This window comes from Pseudomonas sp. 203-8 (genome assembly GCF_020708595.1).
Taxonomy (GTDB): Bacteria; Pseudomonadota; Gammaproteobacteria; order Pseudomonadales; family Pseudomonadaceae; genus Pseudomonas; species Pseudomonas aeruginosa.
The window spans coordinates 291,625-307,486 of sequence record NZ_JAJFDF010000004.1; the positions used below are offsets into that span (position 1 = coordinate 291,625).

Genomic DNA, 15,862 nt, shown 5'->3' on the forward strand with positions numbered 1-15,862 from the left:
GCTCATTTCAGGTTGCCGGCGAGGAACTGGCGCAGGCGCTCGCTGCGCGGCGCGCCGAACACCTGGTCCGGCGTCCCTTGCTCTTCGATCACGCCCTGGTGGAGGAAGATCACATGGCTGGAAACCTGGCGGGCGAAGGCCATCTCGTGGGTGACCAGGACCATGGTGCGACCTTCCTCGGCCAACTGCTGCATGACTTTCAGCACTTCGCCGACCAGTTCCGGATCGAGCGCCGAGGTCGGTTCGTCGAACAGCATCACCTGCGGCTCCATGGCCAGGGCGCGGGCGATCGCCACGCGCTGTTGCTGGCCGCCGGAGAGTTCGCAGGGATACTGCCGTTCGACCTTCTCCGCCAGGCCGACCTTGGCCAGGTAGTGGCGCGCGCGGGCCACGGCGTCGTCGCGGTTCATTCTCAGGACGTTGACCGGGCACTCGACCACGTTCTCCAGCACCGTCAGGTGGCTCCACAGGTTGAAATGCTGGAAGACCATCGCCAGCCGGCTGCGGATCCTCTGCAACTGCCGGGGATCGGCGGCGCGCAGCTCGCCCAGGGCGCCGGGACGGGTGCGCAGTTCCTCGTCGCCGACGCGGATGCGCCCGGCACAGGGCTTTTCCAGGAAGTTGACGCAGCGCAGGAAGGTGCTCTTGCCCGAGCCGGAGGAGCCGATGATGCTGATCACGTCTCCCTTGCCGGCCCTGAGCGAAACGCCCCTGAGCACCTCATGGCTGCCGTAGCGCTTGTGGATGTCTTCGACCTGCAGGCTGTACATGCGCGTGTCTCCGGGAGAGGTCAGTGGGTTTGCGGTCTGAGGTAGGCCAGCCAGCGCAGCTCGCCGCGGCGGAACAGCCAGATCAGCAGGAAGGCGGTGCCGGCGTAGAGCGCGCCGGCGATGCCGAAGGACAGGAACGGCGCATAGGTGGCGGAATTGACGTCGCGGGCCACCTTGAGCAGGTCCGGTACGGTGGCGGTGAACGCCACCGAGGTGGAATGCAGCATCAGGATCACTTCGTTGCTGAAGTACGGCAGTGCCCGGCGCAGCGCCGAGGGCAGGACGATGCGCCGGTAGAGGGTGAAGCCGCCCATGCCGTAGGCGCGCGCCGCTTCCACTTCGCCGTGGGGCGTGTTCCTGATCGCGCCGGCGAAGATTTCCGTCATGTAGGCGCAGGTGTTGAGGACGAAGGCCAGTACCGTGCAGTTGAAGCCGTCGCGGAAGAACGCGTTGAGAAAGTCCTGGGCGCGTATGGCATTCAGGCTGTAGACGCCGGTGTAGAAGAACAGCAACTGGATGTACAGCGGGGTGCCGCGGAACACGTAGGTGTAGAGCCAGACCGGGTAGCGCAGCAGCGGGTTGCCGCAGGTCCGCGCCACCGCCAGCGGGATGGCCAGCAGGAAGCCAAGCGCCACGGCGAGGATCAGCAGCCACAGGGTCATCGCCAGTCCGGTCAGTTGCAGGCCGTCGGTCCACAGGTAGGCCTGCCAGTATTCGTCGAGTACCGCGTTCATGGCAGCGGCCTCCTGACGCCCAGCGAGCTGCGCCGCTCCAGCCACAGCAGCGCGGCGTTGGAGATTGCGGTGATGGCCAGGTAGATCAGCCCGCAGACCAGGGTGAAGTGGAAGAACTGCAGGGTGCCCTTGCCAGCGTCCTGGGTGGCCTTGACCAGGTCGCCGAGGCCGATGATCGAGACCAGCGCGGTGGACTTGACCAGCACCTGCCAGTTGTTGCCGATGCCCGGCAGGGCGTAGCGCAGCATCTGCGGCAGGAGTACCCGGCGGAACACTCGCCAGCGCCCCATGCCGTAGGCTTGCGCGGCTTCGACCTGGCCGGCCGGGACCGCCTGGAAGGCGCCGCGGAAGGTTTCCGTGAAGTAGGCGCCATAGATGAACGCCAGGGTGACGCAGCCGGCGGCGAACGGGTCGATGTCGACCTGGCCGATGCCGAGGGCGTCGGTGACGCGGTTGAGGAGGATCTGCAGGCTGAAGAACAGCAACAGCATGATGACCAGGTCGGGGACGCTGCGGATCAGCGTCGTATAGCCGCTGGCCAGGGCGCGCAGCGGGCGGTTGGCGGCGAGCTTGGCGCTGGCGCCGAGGAGGCCGATGAGCACGGCGCCGAGCAGGGAGCCCAGCGCCAGCTTCAGGGTCACCAGGGTGCCGGCGAGTATCTGCGGGCCGAAGCCGTCGAGGAACATTTCACTCTCCATTGCTTGTTGTTGTCGGTCGAGGTGAAAAGCGGCCGGACGCCGTTCAGGGCGTGCCGTAGAGGTCGAAGTCGAAGTAGCGGGCGTTGATTCGCGCGTAGGTTCCGTTGGCGCGGATCGTCGCCAGCGCCTTGTTCAGGTCCTCGCGCAGCGCCACGTCCTCCTTGCGCAGGCCGATGCCGTCGCCGACCCCGAAGTAGCGAGGGTCGTCCAGCACCGCTCCGGCCAGTTCGAAATCCTTGCCGACCGGCTTGTCGAGGAAGCCGTAGCTGGCCTGCACCGCGCCTTGCAGCGAGGCGTCGAGGCGGCCCATGACGAGGTCGGCGTAGACCTGGTCCTGGTTCTGGTAGGAGACGACCCGTACCCCCTTGGCGGCCCATTCGGCCTTGGCGTAGGCCTCCTGGTTGGAGCCCTGGCCGACCCCCACGCGCTTGCCGCGCAGGCTCTCGGCGTCGGGCAGGAGCGCCGAGCCACGGCGTACCACCAGGCGGCTCGGCGCGTTGGAGACGCGGTCGGTGAAGGCGATGTGCTGTGCGCGTTTCGGCGTGATGGTCATCGACGAGACGATGGCGTCGATCTTGCGCGACAGCAGCGCCGGGATGATGCCGTCCCAGTTGCTTTCGACCCATTCGCAGCGGGCTCGCAGCTCCGCGCAGAGGGCTTCGCCGATCTCGATGCCGAAGCCTGCCAGGCGGCCGTCCGGCTGCTTGTATTCGAGCGGCGGGTAGGTCGGGTCGACGCCCAGGCGCAGGACCTTGCCTGTCCAGTCGGCGGCGCCGGCCGGTGCGGCGAGGAGGAGGGAGAGGGCGATGCTGCCGAGGGTTCTTGTCATTGTGGTTGTCCTCTGTCGATCCGCGCGCGCCAGGCCGCGCGCCCGTTGAAAACCCTGGCTCAGGCCAGGAAGCGCTCGGCCAGTCGCACCCAGTAGCTGGCGCCGACGGCCAGGCAGTCGTCGTTGAAGTCGTAGCCGGGGTTGTGCAACTGGCAGCCGCTCTCGCCCTGGCCATTGCCGATCACCAGGTAACTGCCGGGACAGCGTTCGAGGATGAAGGCGAAATCCTCGCTGGCGGTGAACGGCCGCAGTCCGTCGATCAGGCATTCCTCGCCCAGCCAGTCGCGGGCCACCTCGCGGGCGAACGCGGTCTGCCCGGGATGGTTGACCAGCACCGGATGGCAATGCCGGTAGTCGACCTCCGCCCGCGCGCCGAAGCTGGCGGCCTGGCCGCGGGCCAGTTCGCCGATGCGGCGCTCCAGCAGGGCACGGGTTTCCGCGGTCAGGGCCCGGACGCTGAGGATCATTTCGGCGCTGGCCGGGATCACGTTGGAGACCGTCCCGGCATGGATCGCGCCGACGCTGACGATCGCGGTGTCCTGCGGGTCGACGTTGCGCGAGACGATGCTCTGCAAGGCCAGCACGATGGCGGAGCAGACCACCACCGGGTCGACGGTGCGCTGCGGCACCGCGCCGTGGCCGCCACTGCCGATCACGCGGATGACCACGGTATCGGCCGAGGCCATGAAGGGGCCGGGATGGAAGCCGAGGTGGCCGACGGGGTATCCCGGGACGTTGTGCATGGCGAAGATGGCGTCGCAGGGGAAGCGCTCCAGCAGCCCGTCGTCGAGCATCGCGCGGGCACCGCCGAGGCCCTCTTCGGCAGGCTGGAAGATCAGTTGCAGGGTGCCGCGCCAGTGCGGCGACTCGACCAGGTGCCTGGCTGCGGCGAGGAGCATCGCGGTGTGGCCGTCGTGGCCGCAGGCGTGCATCACGCCGTCCACCTGGCTGGCGTAGGGCAGGCCGGTGGCTTCCTGGATCGGTAGCGCGTCCATGTCGGCGCGCAGGCCCAGCGCTGGGCCCTCGCCGCGGCACAGGGTGCCGACCACGCCGGTGCGACCCACTCCACGGCTGACCTGGTAGCCCCAGGCCTCCAGGCATTCGGCGACCAGCGCGGCGGTTCGCCGTTCCTCGAAACCCAACTCCGGGTGGGCATGGATATGGCGGCGCAAGGTAACCATCTCTTCCCGCAGCGCCGCGATGGCGGGCAGGACGGCAGGCTCGGTCATTCTTCTTGTTCTCCTCAAGGGCTCCGACCGGTGGGCGGCGGGGCGTTGTCGAAGCCGATGGTAGGCAAGCGGGGGACTGGCGGGGAGGCTCGCTTTGGCTATGATGACAACCTTTCGTTGTCACCTCGGTAAGCCCGTGAAACTCCACCAGTTGCAAGCCCTGGTCGCCAGTGCCGACGCCGGCGGCATCCGCGCCGCCGCCCGCGTCCTGGGGATTTCCCAGGCGGCCGTGACCCGCGCGCTGCGCGAACTGGAAACCGAACAGCATCTGCCGCTGTTCGTCCGCACGCCCAGCGGCCTGACCTTCACCGAATACGGCAAGGCGCTGCTGATCCACGCCCGGCTGGTGCTCAAGCAACTGGAGCACGCGCAGGTCGAACTCGACCACCTGCGTGGCCAGGCCAGCGGCCGGCTGTGCATCGGGGTGACGCCTTGGGTGGCGCTGACCTTCCTCTCGGAGGCGGTGCAGGCGTTCCGCGAGCGCATGCCGGAGGTGCGCCTGGAGCTTTTCGAAAGCCTGATGGCGGTGGCCCAGCCATTGCTTCGCGACGGCAGCATGGATTTCGCCATCGGCCCGCTGCACGGCGCCCAGGCGGCCCAGGAATTCGCCTGCGAGAAGCTGCTCGACTACGACACCGCGGTGCTGGTCCGCCAGGGGCATCCGCTGGCGGGTTGCGGCTCGATCCACGAGCTGCTGGAACAGGACTGGGCGTTGAACTACACCGGCGACGGCCACGACGCCCTGATGCGCGAGTTGTTCTGGCGCCACGGCGCCTTGATCGACGAGCGGCGCATCGTCCGCGCGCACTCCGTGGCGATCCTGCAGACCCTGGTGGAGCAGGCCGACATGTGCACCTGGGTGCCGGCGATCATCGGCGCCGCCCCGCCGTTGCTCGGCCGGGTGGTGCCGCTGGCGCTGCGGGAAACCTTCGAGCCACGACGGCTGGGCATCATCACCCGGCGCGGCGGAGCCCTCAGCAATCCGGCGCAATGCTTCGTCGAGTGCCTGCTGCAGGCGATCCGCCGCCACGCCCGCTCGGCGAAGAAGGATGACCGGCGCCTGTTCGAAACCCTGCGCCTGCTAGTCTGATTCCTACTGGCACGGACGTACGGTCGCTCAAGATCGGTCGTGCTGCGACCGATAGCCTGGAAAGCCACGAGCGAGGATGCCGGCATGCTGCAATGGTTCGCTAACCTGTCGTTCCGCAGGAAAATCGCCCTGCCGATCCTCCTGCTGGCGGTGCTTCTGCTGCTGGTGGGCGCGCTCGGCGTGCATGGCATCGCCCAGCTGAACGAATCCAACCAGCGCCTGGGCAAGCGTTTTCTCCCCGGCATCGCCCTGCTGCTCAACGCCGACCGTGATCTCTACCAGGCCTTCGTCGCCGAGCGCAGCCTGCTCGAGGGCCACCTGAGCGCCGAGCAGATCGCCGGCCTGAGGAACGATCACGCGGAAAACCTGCAGCAGGCCCTGGATCGGGTGCGCCAGTACGCGGCGATGCAGCCGGGCGAGGCGGAACTGGCCAAGGTCGCCGAGTTCGAGCGCGGCTATGCCCTCTGGAGCGCGACCTCGGCGCGGGTGCTGAGCCTGGCGGCCAGCGATCCGAGCGCCGCGGCGCAGCTCAGCTACGGTGACAGCGATCGCCAGTTCGGGGCGATGCGCGAGGTGATCAACCAGCTCGACGAGATGGAAGAGGCGGCCGCGGCCGCCGACGGCGAGGCGTCCTCCGCGCTGGGCGAGCGCCACCGCTGGCAGCAGGTGGCGCTGGTGGCGTTCGGCCTGCTGGTGTGCCTGTCGCTGGTGCTGGTGTTCCCCGGCCTGGTGACCCGTCCGTTGCAGCGTCTGCTGCAACGCCTGGAAGAGATCGCCAACGGCGATGGCGACCTGCGCGTGCGCCTGGAGGTCACTTCGCGCGACGAACCCGGCCGCCTCGGCAGCGCCTTCAACGCCTTCCTCGACAAGTTGCAGCCGCTGATCCGCGAGGTCGGCCGGGTCACCGGCGAGGTCGCCGATTCAGCCGGTTCGCTGGCCGGCATGACCGCCGCCAACGATCGTCTGATCAACAGCGAGCACGCATCGGTGGACCAGGTCAGCACCGCCGCGACGCAGATGAGCAGCGCCGTCCACGAGGTGGCGCGCAATGCCCAGAGCGCCGCGCAGGTGGCCGATGACGCCCGCCGGCAGGCGCGCGAGGGCGCCAACGTGGTGGAAGCGACCATCGAGGTGATCCGCCAGTTGGCGCAGGAAGTGGAGAGCAGTTCCGAGAGCATCCAGCAACTGGCCCAGGAAACCGCCAGCATCGACGCGGTGCTGACGGTGATCAAGGGCATCGCCGAACAGACCAACCTGCTCGCCCTCAACGCCGCCATCGAAGCCGCGCGGGCCGGCGAGCAGGGTCGCGGTTTCGCCGTGGTGGCCGACGAGGTGCGGGCGCTGGCGGCGCGCACCCAGGATTCGACCAAGGACATCCAGGCGCGCATCGAGCGCCTCCAGGCCGGGGTGCAGAACGCCGTGCGGGCCATGCAGTCGGGCAGCCTCAAGGCGCGCGACAGCGTCGAGCGCGCCGCCGGGGTCGACGGCGTGCTGGCCGCCACCGGCGACGCGGTGGGGCGGATCAACGACCTCGCCGCGCAGATCGCCTCGGCCTGCGAGGAGCAGAGCCGGGTAATCGACGAAATCGCCCGCAACATCAGCGAGGTGCGCGAGCTTTCCGCCCAGGCGGCGGAACATTCGGAGCAGGGTACCGGGGCCAGCCGCCGGCTGTCCGAGCTGTCCTCGGAACTGGCGCGGCTGGTCGGCCGTTTCCGCGTCTGAAGCGCCGCCGCCTAGCGCGGCGCCAGCCAGATCGCCACGCCGGCCAGTGCCGCCGGGACCAGGAAGACCAGCAGCAGGATCGGCAGTTCTTCGCGCAAGCCGTAGCCGGCGTGCTGGACGCCGACCCACAGGTTGACCAGCGCGACGGCCAGCCAGGTCGGCAGGAACAGGCCGGCAGCGAGCGCCGGCCCGGCATCCCAGAGTTTGCCGAAGAGCAGGAACAGACCGAGCAGGACGATGCCGCCGGCGATTACCAGGGTCACGTGCATGAAGGGTTTCCGCAGGCAGGCAGCGACCGCCGTGGCGGCCGCTGCGTGGCTCACTTGGTGGAGAAGCCGCCGTTGATGAGGATGGTCTGGCCGGTGATCCACCAACCTTCGCTGACCAGGTGGCGGATGAACGGCACCACGTCGTCGATGTCGGTCAGGCCGGTTTTGGAGAACGGCGACAAGGCCGCGGCGTTCTTCAGGTAGTCCACCGCATCGGCACCTTCGGCGGGGTAGAAGAAGGGCGTGTCCATGGGGCCCGGGCCGACCGCGGTGACCGAGATGCCGCGCGCGCCGAACTCCTTGGAAGCGGCACGGGTGAAGTGCTCCACCGGCGCCTTGGTGCCGGCATAGGCGGCGTAGTACGGGGTATAGGCGCCAAGCAGGGAGGTCACCAGGGTGCAGATCTTGCCGTTGTCGTTGACGTGCTTGCCGGCTTCGCGCAGGAAGAAGAACGCAGACTTGGAATTGACCGCGCTCATCTCGTCGTATTCGGTCTCGCTGATCTCGGTGATGGGTTTCTTCAGCACCTTGCCGACGGTGTTGATGGCGATGTCCGGCTTGCCCACCGCGGCGATGGCGTCGGCGAACAGCTTTTCCATGGCCGCGGCGCTGGTGAGATCGCCCTGCAGCGCTACCGCCTTGGCTCCGGCTGCCTGCAGCGCGGCGACGGTGGCGTCGGCATCGGCCTTGCTCGCGGCGCTGTTGTAGTGGATGGCGATCGCCTTCGCGCCGTGGGCGGCGAGATCACGGGCGATCAGCCCGCCCAGGTTCTTGGCGCCGCCGGTGATGAGGACGGTCTTGCCTTTGATGGAGTGGTCGACCATGGGGTGTTTCTCCTGCGGTGAGTGGAGAACCCAGTCTAGGGAGGGCGGCCTTGCGGAGTAATCGCGGCGGCCTGGATAGATTGTCCAGAAACGCCGATCAATTCCCGCCTCCGGAGGAGCGCAGCCGCCTGCACGAATCTTCTAGAACCCCGGGACGGGCGCGTTATAGTCGCGGCGACGAAACCAACGAGTGGGAAGACCTGACGCACGATGGGGAGCCGAGACTGGATCGACCTGGCCCGCGACGCCGAGACCGGGATCGAGACCCTGCGCGCCCATTTCGAGGGCCACGCCTACGATCCGCACTGGCACGACAGCTACCTGATCGGCTACACCGAGATCGGCGTGCAGCAATTCAACTGCCGCCGACGCCGACACGACAGCACCGCCGGCCAGGTATTCCTGGTCGAACCGGGGGAGATCCACGACGGTCGCGCGCCGATCGCCGGCGGCTTCACCTACTCGATGCTGTACCTGCAGCCGGACTGGCTGCGGCGCGAACTGCGGGCGACCTTCGACGATGCGCCCAGCGACCGCGACCCCGGCTTCCACGCCAACCTCACCGAAGACCCGCGCCTGACCCTGGCCATCGCCCAGGCCTTCCGCGTCCTGCATGGCCGCGAGCTGCGACTGCTGCGGCAGACCGCCCTGGAGCTGGTGCTGGAGCGGCTGCGCGTGCACCTCGGCTGGCGCGAGGCGAAGCCATTCGATCCGCGCCTGCCGCTGGTGGCGCAGAAAGCCCGCGACTACCTGCATGCGCACTTCTACGAGGACATCGGCCTGGACGAGCTGGCCAGCGCCTGCGGCACCGACCGCTTCCGCCTGAACCGTGCATTCAAGGCCGCCTACGGCTTGCCACCCTACGCCTACCTGGTCCAGTTGCGCCTGGCCAAGGCGCGGCAGATGCTCGCTGTCGGCGGGCAACCGGCGGACCTCGCCAGCGCTCTCGGTTTCGCCGACCAGAGCCATCTCGGCCGCTGGTTCCGGCGCGCCTACGGGATGACCCCGGCGGCCTACCGCCGGCAGTGCACCCAGCTTCCAGACTGAGGCCCGGCGCGTCGCCAGGATGAAGGCTCCCCCGCCACAGGAGCCCGTCCATGCAATCCCTCGTGCCCTTCCTGCTGTTCGCCGTCGTCGCCTCGATCACCCCCGGACCGACCAACATCCTGGTCCTGAGCAACAGCCAGCGCCACGGCCTGGCCGCCGCCTGGCCGATCGTGCTCGGCGCCTGCGCGGCGGTGGCGGCGCTGATCCTGCTGCTCGGGCTCGGCCTGGGCGAGTTGCTGCGACGCCATCCGCTGCTCCAGCAGGGGCTCGCCTGGCTCGGCGTCGGCTGGCTCAGCTACCTGGCCTGGAGCCTGTTCCGCAGCGCGGGCGGCATCGACGGCGCGGAGCCGCCGCGGCGCCTCGGCGTGCTCGGCGGCGCGGCGTTGCAACTGGTCAATCCCAAGGCCTGGATGATGGCCCTCGCCGCGCTGGCACTGTTCGCCGGGGAAGGCGCCGGACAGGCCGGGCGGATCGGCCTGCTGGCATTGCTGTTCTTCCTGGTTTCGCTGCCGTGCCTGGCCAGTTGGGCCTTGCTCGGCGTCGGCAGCGCGCGGCTGCTGCGCTCGCCGTCGCTGATGAAACGCTTCAACCAGGGCATGGCGCTGTTGTTGCTGGCATCGGCCTGGGCCGCCCTGCTGCTCTGAGGCGGTCCGGTAGCTTCCTGACAAACCTGTGGGTTGGTACGCCGGGCCCGGGTTGGCTATGGTGGGACGATCCGTAGCCATGGCGCGGTCGCCGTCAGCACGCCGCGCAAGGAACCTCCATGTTGAAACCCGACATCACTGCCTTCTTCGACCCGGCCACCTCCACCTACAGCTACGTGGTGCGCGACCCGTCCAGCCGCGCCTGCGCCATCGTCGACCCGGTGCTCGACTACGACCCGGCCGCCGGGCGCACCAGCCATGCCAGCGCCGAACGCCTGATCGCCCATGTTCGCCAGCACGACCTGCAGGTGGAATGGTTGCTGGAGACCCACGTGCACGCCGACCACCTGTCGGCGGCCATCTTCCTGCAGCGCGAACTGGGCGGGTGCCTGGCCATCGGCGCGCGAATCACCCAGGTGCAGGCGAAATTCTCCGGCCTGTTCAACCTCGGCGAGGCGTTCCCGGTGGACGGCCGCCAGTTCGAGCACCTGTTCGAGGACGGCGAGTCGTTCCGCATCGGCGCCCTGGAATGCCGCGCGCTGCATACCCCGGGGCATACCCCGGCGTGCATGACCTACCTGGTCGGCGACAGCGCCTTCGTCGGCGATACCCTGTTCATGCCCGACTACGGCACCGCCCGCTGCGATTTTCCCGGCGGCGACGCGCGCCAGCTGTATCGCTCGATCCAGCGCCTGTTCGCGCTACCCGACGCGACCCGCCTGTTCATGTGCCACGACTACACGGCTCCCGGCCGCGACGAGCACCGCTGCGAAACCAGCGTCGGCGAGCAGCGCCGGCACAACGTGCACGTCCGCGAAGGCGTCGACGAGGAGGCGTTCGTCGCCATGCGCCAGCAGCGCGATGCCACCCTCGGCATGCCAACCCTGATGCTGCCGGCGATCCAGGTCAACATGCGCGGCGGCAACCTGCCGCCGGTGGAAGGCAACGGGGTGCGTTACCTGAAGATCCCGCTGGATCTGTTCTGATCAGCTGCGGCGACGCAGCAGGAGAATGAAGAACAGCCCGCCGATGGCCGCGGTGGCGATGCCGATGGGCAGGTCCTGGGGGGCGATCAGGGTGCGCGCGGCGACATCCATCCAGACCAGGAACAGCGCGCCGAGCAGGGCGCACACCGGCAGCAGTCGGCGGTGCTCGGCACCCACCAGCAGGCGCGCGGCGTGCGGCAGCATGAGACCGACGAAGCCGATGGCGCCGCTCACCGAGACCAGCACGCCGGTCAGCAGCGAGCAGCAGACGAAGACCCACAGGCGTACGCGACGGGCGTCCAGGCCGAGGGTCACGGCGGTCTGTTCGCCGGCCATCAGCGCGTTCAGCGCACGGCCCAGCCCGAGCAGTACCAGCAGGCCGCCGGCCACGCACAGCGCCGGCAGCCAGATCAACGACCAGCGCGCCAGGCCGAGGCCGCCGAGCATCCAGAACAGCACAGAGGAGGCGGCGCGGTGGTCGCCGAGGAACAGCAGCAGGTTGGCCAGCGCCAGGAGCACGAACGACACCGCGACCCCCGCCAGCAACAGCCGGTCGCTGCCCAGGCGGCCGCCGCGACTGGCCACGCCGAGCACCAGCAGCATGCTGCCGAGGGCGCCGAGGAAGGCCGCCAGCGGCAGGGTCAGCAGGCCGATCACCTCGCCGATGTAGAGCACCACCAACACCGCGCCGAGGGTCGCGCCGGAGGTGGCGCCGAGCAGGTGCGGATCGGCCAGCGGATTGCGCGTGACCGCCTGCAGGGCCGCTCCCACCAGCGCCAGGCCGGCGCCGACGCAGGCGCCGAGCAGTACCCGTGGGGCGCGGATCAGCCAGACGATGTGCTCCTGGCCGGCGCTCCAGGCACCGGCCTCCGCCGCCACGCCGAACAGGCGCTGGAGGACGATGCGGCCGACCAGGCCGCTGTCCAGTCGCGCCGGACCGAAGCCGAGGGCGACCACGCAGGACAGGCCGAGCAACATGACCAGGCCGCCCAGCAACAGGCAATAGGCGCGAGGGCTGCGGAACAGGGTCATGGACGTGGCGCCCGAGGGTGGAGGCCGGCGACCAGGGTTTCTATCGCCGCGGCGTTGCCGATGCCTGGCGTGGCCTGGTTATAGGGCAGGACGATGAAGCGTCGCTCGCGGATCGCGGTCAGGCTGCGCAGCGCCGGGTTCTCTTCGAGGAAGCGCTGCTTCTGCGCGGCGCTGGTCTCGCCGTAGTCGACGATGATGATGACCTGCGGATCGCGGGCGACCACGCTTTCCCAGTTGACCTGGGTCCAGCTGGCCGCCACGTCGTCGGTCACGCTGCGACCGCCGGCGGCCTCGATCAGCGCCTGCGGCATGCCCAGGCGGCCAGAGGTGAAGGGGCGGTCCTCGCCGCTGTCGTAGAGGAACACCCGCGGCGCCTCGGCGTTCGCCGGGATGCCGGCGCGGGCGCGCTCGATGCGTGCCTGGAGGCTGGCGACCAGGCGCTCGGCGCGCGGTTCGACGTCGAAGATCCGTCCCAGGTTGCGCAGGTCGCGGTACAGCTCGTCGAGGCTGGCGCGGCGCGGCTCGCCGATCTGCGCGCAGGATTCGCTCAGCTCGTAGACCTTCACCCCCAGCGGCTCCAGGCTGGCCGGAGTGAGGTCGCCGCCGACGCGCATGCCGTAGCCCCAACCGGCGAAGAAGAAGTCGGCGTCGACATCGAGCAGGGTTTCCGCCGTGGGGTAGCGCGCCACCAGCTCGGGCAGCGGCTTGAGCGCGGCGATCAATCCGGGATCGGCATTCTTCCACCAGCCGCTGATGCCGGTATAGCCGACCATGCGCGTCTGCAGACCGAGGGCGACCATCATCTCGGTGAGGTTGATGTCGTGGCTGACTGCGCGCGACGGCGCGCGCTCGAACGTCACTTCGCGCTCGCAGCTGCGCACGCTGAGCGGGTAGCGCTCGGCCAGCGCGGCATCGGCGCAGGCGAGCAGGGCGCCGAGCAGCAGGTGGTGCAGGATCGGGTGCTTCATGCTTGGGTAATCCAGGTCAGGCGCGGGTGGTCGGCGAGGGGGTGGCGGTCGACCAAGGCGCGGACGCCGAACACCCGCCACAGCAGGTCGGCGTCGAGCACCTCGGTCGGCGTGCCCTGGGCGACGATGCGGCCGCCGTCGAGCACGTAGAGGCGGTCGCAGAAGGCCGCCGCCAGGTTGAGGTCGTGGAAGCTCGCCAGGGTGCTCAGGCCGAGGCTGCGCAGCAGGCGCAGAAGCTCCAGCTGGTAGCGCGGGTCGAGGTGGTTGGTCGGTTCGTCGAGGATCAGCAGGCGCGGCTCCTGAACCAGCGCGCGAGCCAGCAGGGCGCGCTGCTTCTCGCCACCGGAGAGGCTGGCGAAGGGGCTCGCGGCACGCCCTTCGAGACCGACCTGGAGCAGCGCCTGGCGGACTCGCTGGCGGTCGTCCGCGCCGTGGCCGTCGAACAGGCCCTTGTGCGGCGTGCGGCCCATGGCGACCACGTCCTCGACGGCAAGGCCGAAGTCCTCGGGGAACTCCTGCAACACCACCGCGATACGCCGGGCGGCCCAGCGCGGCGGCTGGCGCCAGAGGTCGTCGCCGTCGAGCACCACCCGGCCGCGCTGCGGTCGCGCATAGCGGAAGGCGCAGCGCAGCAGGCTGGTCTTGCCGCTGCCGTTGGGGCCGATCAGGCCGACGAAACTGCCGGCCGGGACTTCCAGATGCACGCCGCGCAGCAACTCGGTGGAGGCGTCGGGCGACCAGTGCAGGGCATCGAGGTGAAGGGACGACATGGCTACTCGCAGGTCCGGTGGTTCAGCAGAGACGATTGCCGCGGCGCCGGCTTCAGAAACTGAAGTCGGCGGTGACGTTGAACGAGCGTGGCTGGCCCATGATCCATTGCTGGCCGTTGTTGTTGTCAGCCAGGGCGTACTGGCGGTCGAACAGGTTGTACAGCTCAAGGCCGAGGGTCAGGTCCGGCCGTACCCGCCAGCCCAGGTTGGCGTCGACCACCGTGTAGCCGGGCAGGCTGGCCTGGTTGGCGGCGTCGGCGTAGCGCCGGTCGACGTAGCGCAGCCCGGCGCCGACGCGCAGGGTCTCGGCGAAGGACTTGTCCAGCCAGAGGTTGGCGGTGCGCCGTGGCACGTTCCTGGGGCGGTTGCCGTTGCGCGAGTAGGTCTGCCCGTCGATCGTTTCGTCGAAGTCGTCGTATTCGGCACGCACCAGCGCGGCGTTCGCCGACAGCCGCCAGTCCTGGGCCAGGTTCAGTTCCAGGCTGGCCTCCAGGCCGTCCGAACTCTGCTGGCCGACCTGCTGCGCGTCGTGCGGCGGCAGCGGGTTGGCGCTGAGCAGCTTCTTCTTGACGATATGGTAGGCGGCCAGGGTCCATTCGCCGCGACCGTCCGGGAACAGCTGCTTGAGGCCGACCTCGGTCTGCTTCGAGTGGGTCAGGTCCATCTGCTGCTGGGCCGCGTTGAGGGTGATCAGGTTGCTCACACCGTCCTCGCTGGTGGAGTACTGGCCGTACAGCGACAGTTCCGGGGTCAGCGCGAAGACCATCCCGGCGCGCCAGTTGCCGCCCTGCAGGCTGCGGTCGCTGCGGGTGCCGGCGCGCAGGTCGTCGCGGTCGATATGGTTCTGGTCGCGGCGCACCCCGGTCACCAGCGACAGGCGCTCGTTGAGCTGCAGGCGGTTCTCGGCGAACAGGGCGAAGGTGCGGGTCTGGCTGCGCGAGTGCGGCCGGTAGGGCGAGCGGCTTTCGAAGTAGCCGGGCGCGGGATGCCAGGGGTCGATGTAGTCGCCGCCGACATCGGTATAGGGCGAGTTGTTGCTCAGGCGGAAGCGGATGCGGTTGTACTCGGCGCCGACCAGGGTGCGGCTGTCGAGGCCGAACAGGGCGTGCTGGAAGGCGAAGGTCTGGCGGTCGCCGATCTGCTCCTGCTCGTGGCTGATGCGCAGGTAGTCCCTGCGCAACAGCTCTTCGCGCGGGACGTCCCATTCGTAGGTTTCGGCGTTGCGCCAGTGGCGGCGGGCCTTGATGTAGTACAACTGGTTGCTCGCGGTGACGCTGTCGGAAAGGCTCCAGTCGCTGGTCAGGCGGGTCCACTGGTCGTTGTAGCGCTGCACGTCGTTGCGCACGTTGTAGTTCTTCTCGCGCAGGCGCTTGTGGTACTTGCCGCCGACCAGCGGGGTGCCGAAGTCGTTCATCGGCTCCTGGTCGCCATAGTCGTGGGCGAGGGTGAAGGCCAGATCGTCGCTGGCCTGCCAGCGCAACGCCGCGCTGATGCCCAGGTTGCGCGAGTCGCCACGGTCGATCCAGCCGTGGCTCTGCTGCTGGTTCAGGTTGAGCCGGTAGCTGAGGCTGTCGGTCAGCGAGCCGCCGCTGTCCAGGGCCAACTGGCGGTTGTCGTAGGAGCCGTAGCCGAGGCGCAGGTGGTTGCGGATCTCGCCGGCGAAAGGCTTCTTCGGCACCACGTTGATCACCGCGCCGGTGGCGCCTTCGCCGTACAGCACCGAGGCCGGGCCGCGGATCACGTCGATGCGCTCGACCATCCACGGATCGCTGGGGAAGTTCACCGTGCCCATGCCGGTGTACAGGCGCGTGCCGTCGAACAGTTGCATCACCGATGCATGGCCGCTGAAGCCGCGCGCCGAGAGGCCGGTACCGCCATCTCCGGGGGTGCCGATGAAGCTGATGCCGGGACTGCGGGTAACGGCGGCCTGGACGCTGGGGTTGTTGCGTCGGCGAACTTCCTCGCCGCTGATGCTGCTGGTGCTCGCCGGGGTGTCCAGGGCGCTGAGGCCCAGGCGCGAACCGGCACTGACCGGAGTGGCGAGGTCGATGTGGTCGAGTTCGGCGGGATCCTGGCGAACGCTGACCAACTGGCTGGGCAGGGCGAGGGCGGCTTCCTCGGTTTCGGCGAGGGCGGGCGGTACCAGCAGCAGGCTGGTGGAGAGGCCGAGGGCGAAAGGCTCGGTGCGCAAACGGCTGAAGCGGGGCATGGGCGTTCCATCTCATGACCGGGCAGGACGGAACGCGCAGG

Annotated in this window: 16 protein-coding genes; 5 read left to right on the plus strand and 11 right to left on the minus strand. The window is 69.1% G+C overall.

What is annotated here, in order from left to right:
• Positions 1–2 precede the first annotated feature (2 nt).
• The 5 genes from LJF27_RS11245 to LJF27_RS11265 are packed head-to-tail and all read right to left on the minus strand — an operon-like array spanning position 3 to position 4,260.
• A complete protein-coding gene (locus LJF27_RS11245; RefSeq protein ID WP_003091036.1) occupies positions 3–770 on the minus strand; it encodes an ABC transporter ATP-binding protein in 768 nt (255 codons plus the stop codon).
• A 20-nt stretch (positions 771–790) separates the two neighbouring features.
• A complete protein-coding gene (locus tag LJF27_RS11250; RefSeq protein ID WP_003091035.1) occupies positions 791–1,504 on the minus strand; it encodes an ABC transporter permease in 714 nt (237 codons plus the stop codon).
• Positions 1,501–2,190, minus strand: a complete 690-nt coding sequence (locus LJF27_RS11255) for an ABC transporter permease (RefSeq protein ID WP_003091034.1) — start codon at positions 2,188–2,190, stop codon at positions 1,501–1,503. Before LJF27_RS11255 ends, LJF27_RS11250 begins: the two co-directional genes overlap by 4 nt.
• A gap of 55 nt (positions 2,191–2,245) precedes the next feature.
• On the minus strand, positions 2,246–3,031 hold the full coding sequence (locus LJF27_RS11260) for an ABC transporter substrate-binding protein (protein WP_003114013.1): 786 nt from the start codon (positions 3,029–3,031) through the stop codon (positions 2,246–2,248).
• Positions 3,032–3,090: 59 nt separating this feature from the next.
• A complete protein-coding gene (locus tag LJF27_RS11265; protein ID WP_003114014.1) occupies positions 3,091–4,260 on the minus strand; it encodes a M20 aminoacylase family protein in 1,170 nt (389 codons plus the stop codon).
• A 100-nt stretch (positions 4,261–4,360) separates the two neighbouring features.
• Between LJF27_RS11265 and LJF27_RS11270 the strand changes: the two genes are divergently transcribed.
• Both LJF27_RS11270 and LJF27_RS11275 read left to right on the plus strand, forming a co-directional pair.
• Positions 4,361–5,350: a LysR family transcriptional regulator gene (locus LJF27_RS11270; protein WP_012613913.1), complete on the plus strand. Its 990-nt coding sequence runs from the start codon at positions 4,361–4,363 to the stop codon at positions 5,348–5,350.
• Positions 5,351–5,434: 84 nt separating this feature from the next.
• Entirely contained in the window at positions 5,435–7,072 is a 1,638-nt protein-coding gene (locus LJF27_RS11275; protein ID WP_003114016.1) for a methyl-accepting chemotaxis protein, read from the plus strand.
• An 11-nt stretch (positions 7,073–7,083) separates the two neighbouring features.
• Here the strand turns inward: LJF27_RS11275 and LJF27_RS11280 are convergent, their stop codons facing one another.
• Together LJF27_RS11280 and LJF27_RS11285 are read right to left on the minus strand one after the other, a co-directional pair.
• On the minus strand, positions 7,084–7,341 hold the full coding sequence (locus LJF27_RS11280) for a hypothetical protein (protein ID WP_003101434.1): 258 nt from the start codon (positions 7,339–7,341) through the stop codon (positions 7,084–7,086).
• Positions 7,342–7,391: 50 nt separating this feature from the next.
• The gene (locus LJF27_RS11285; protein ID WP_003101432.1) at positions 7,392–8,165 is read right to left on the minus strand and encodes an SDR family oxidoreductase; all 774 of its coding nucleotides are present in this window, start codon (positions 8,163–8,165) and stop codon (positions 7,392–7,394) included.
• Between the two features lie 210 nt (positions 8,166–8,375).
• On the opposite strand from LJF27_RS11285, the gene LJF27_RS11290 reads away from it, so the two are divergent.
• The 3 genes from LJF27_RS11290 (at position 8,376) to LJF27_RS11300 (ending at position 10,842) form a co-directional block, all read left to right on the plus strand.
• Positions 8,376–9,212, plus strand: coding sequence for an AraC family transcriptional regulator (locus LJF27_RS11290; RefSeq protein WP_003160598.1), 837 nt, complete (start codon positions 8,376–8,378; stop codon positions 9,210–9,212).
• A gap of 50 nt (positions 9,213–9,262) precedes the next feature.
• On the plus strand, positions 9,263–9,856 hold the full coding sequence (locus LJF27_RS11295) for a LysE family translocator (RefSeq protein WP_003114018.1): 594 nt from the start codon (positions 9,263–9,265) through the stop codon (positions 9,854–9,856).
• Between the two features lie 119 nt (positions 9,857–9,975).
• A complete protein-coding gene (locus tag LJF27_RS11300; protein ID WP_003101427.1) occupies positions 9,976–10,842 on the plus strand; it encodes an MBL fold metallo-hydrolase in 867 nt (288 codons plus the stop codon).
• On the opposite strand, the gene LJF27_RS11305 is transcribed toward LJF27_RS11300, so the two are convergent.
• From LJF27_RS11305 to LJF27_RS11320, 4 genes are read right to left on the minus strand one after another with little or no spacing between them, the layout of a single operon-like run.
• Positions 10,843–11,874 carry a FecCD family ABC transporter permease gene (locus tag LJF27_RS11305; protein ID WP_017149160.1) on the minus strand — a complete coding sequence of 344 codons (1,032 nt, stop codon included), beginning with the start codon at positions 11,872–11,874 and terminating at the stop codon, positions 10,843–10,845. It lies immediately after the preceding gene.
• Complete coding sequence (locus LJF27_RS11310; protein ID WP_023109850.1) at positions 11,871–12,842, minus strand: ABC transporter substrate-binding protein; 972 nt, start codon at positions 12,840–12,842, stop codon at positions 11,871–11,873. The genes LJF27_RS11305 and LJF27_RS11310 overlap by 4 nt, the downstream gene beginning before the upstream one ends.
• On the minus strand, positions 12,839–13,612 hold the full coding sequence (locus LJF27_RS11315; protein WP_003101422.1) for an ABC transporter ATP-binding protein: 774 nt from the start codon (positions 13,610–13,612) through the stop codon (positions 12,839–12,841). The genes LJF27_RS11310 and LJF27_RS11315 overlap by 4 nt, the downstream gene beginning before the upstream one ends.
• Positions 13,613–13,664: 52 nt before the next feature.
• Positions 13,665–15,821 carry a TonB-dependent receptor gene (locus LJF27_RS11320; RefSeq protein WP_003452422.1) on the minus strand — a complete coding sequence of 719 codons (2,157 nt, stop codon included), beginning with the start codon at positions 15,819–15,821 and terminating at the stop codon, positions 13,665–13,667.
• Between the last annotated feature and the right edge of the window lie 41 nt (positions 15,822–15,862).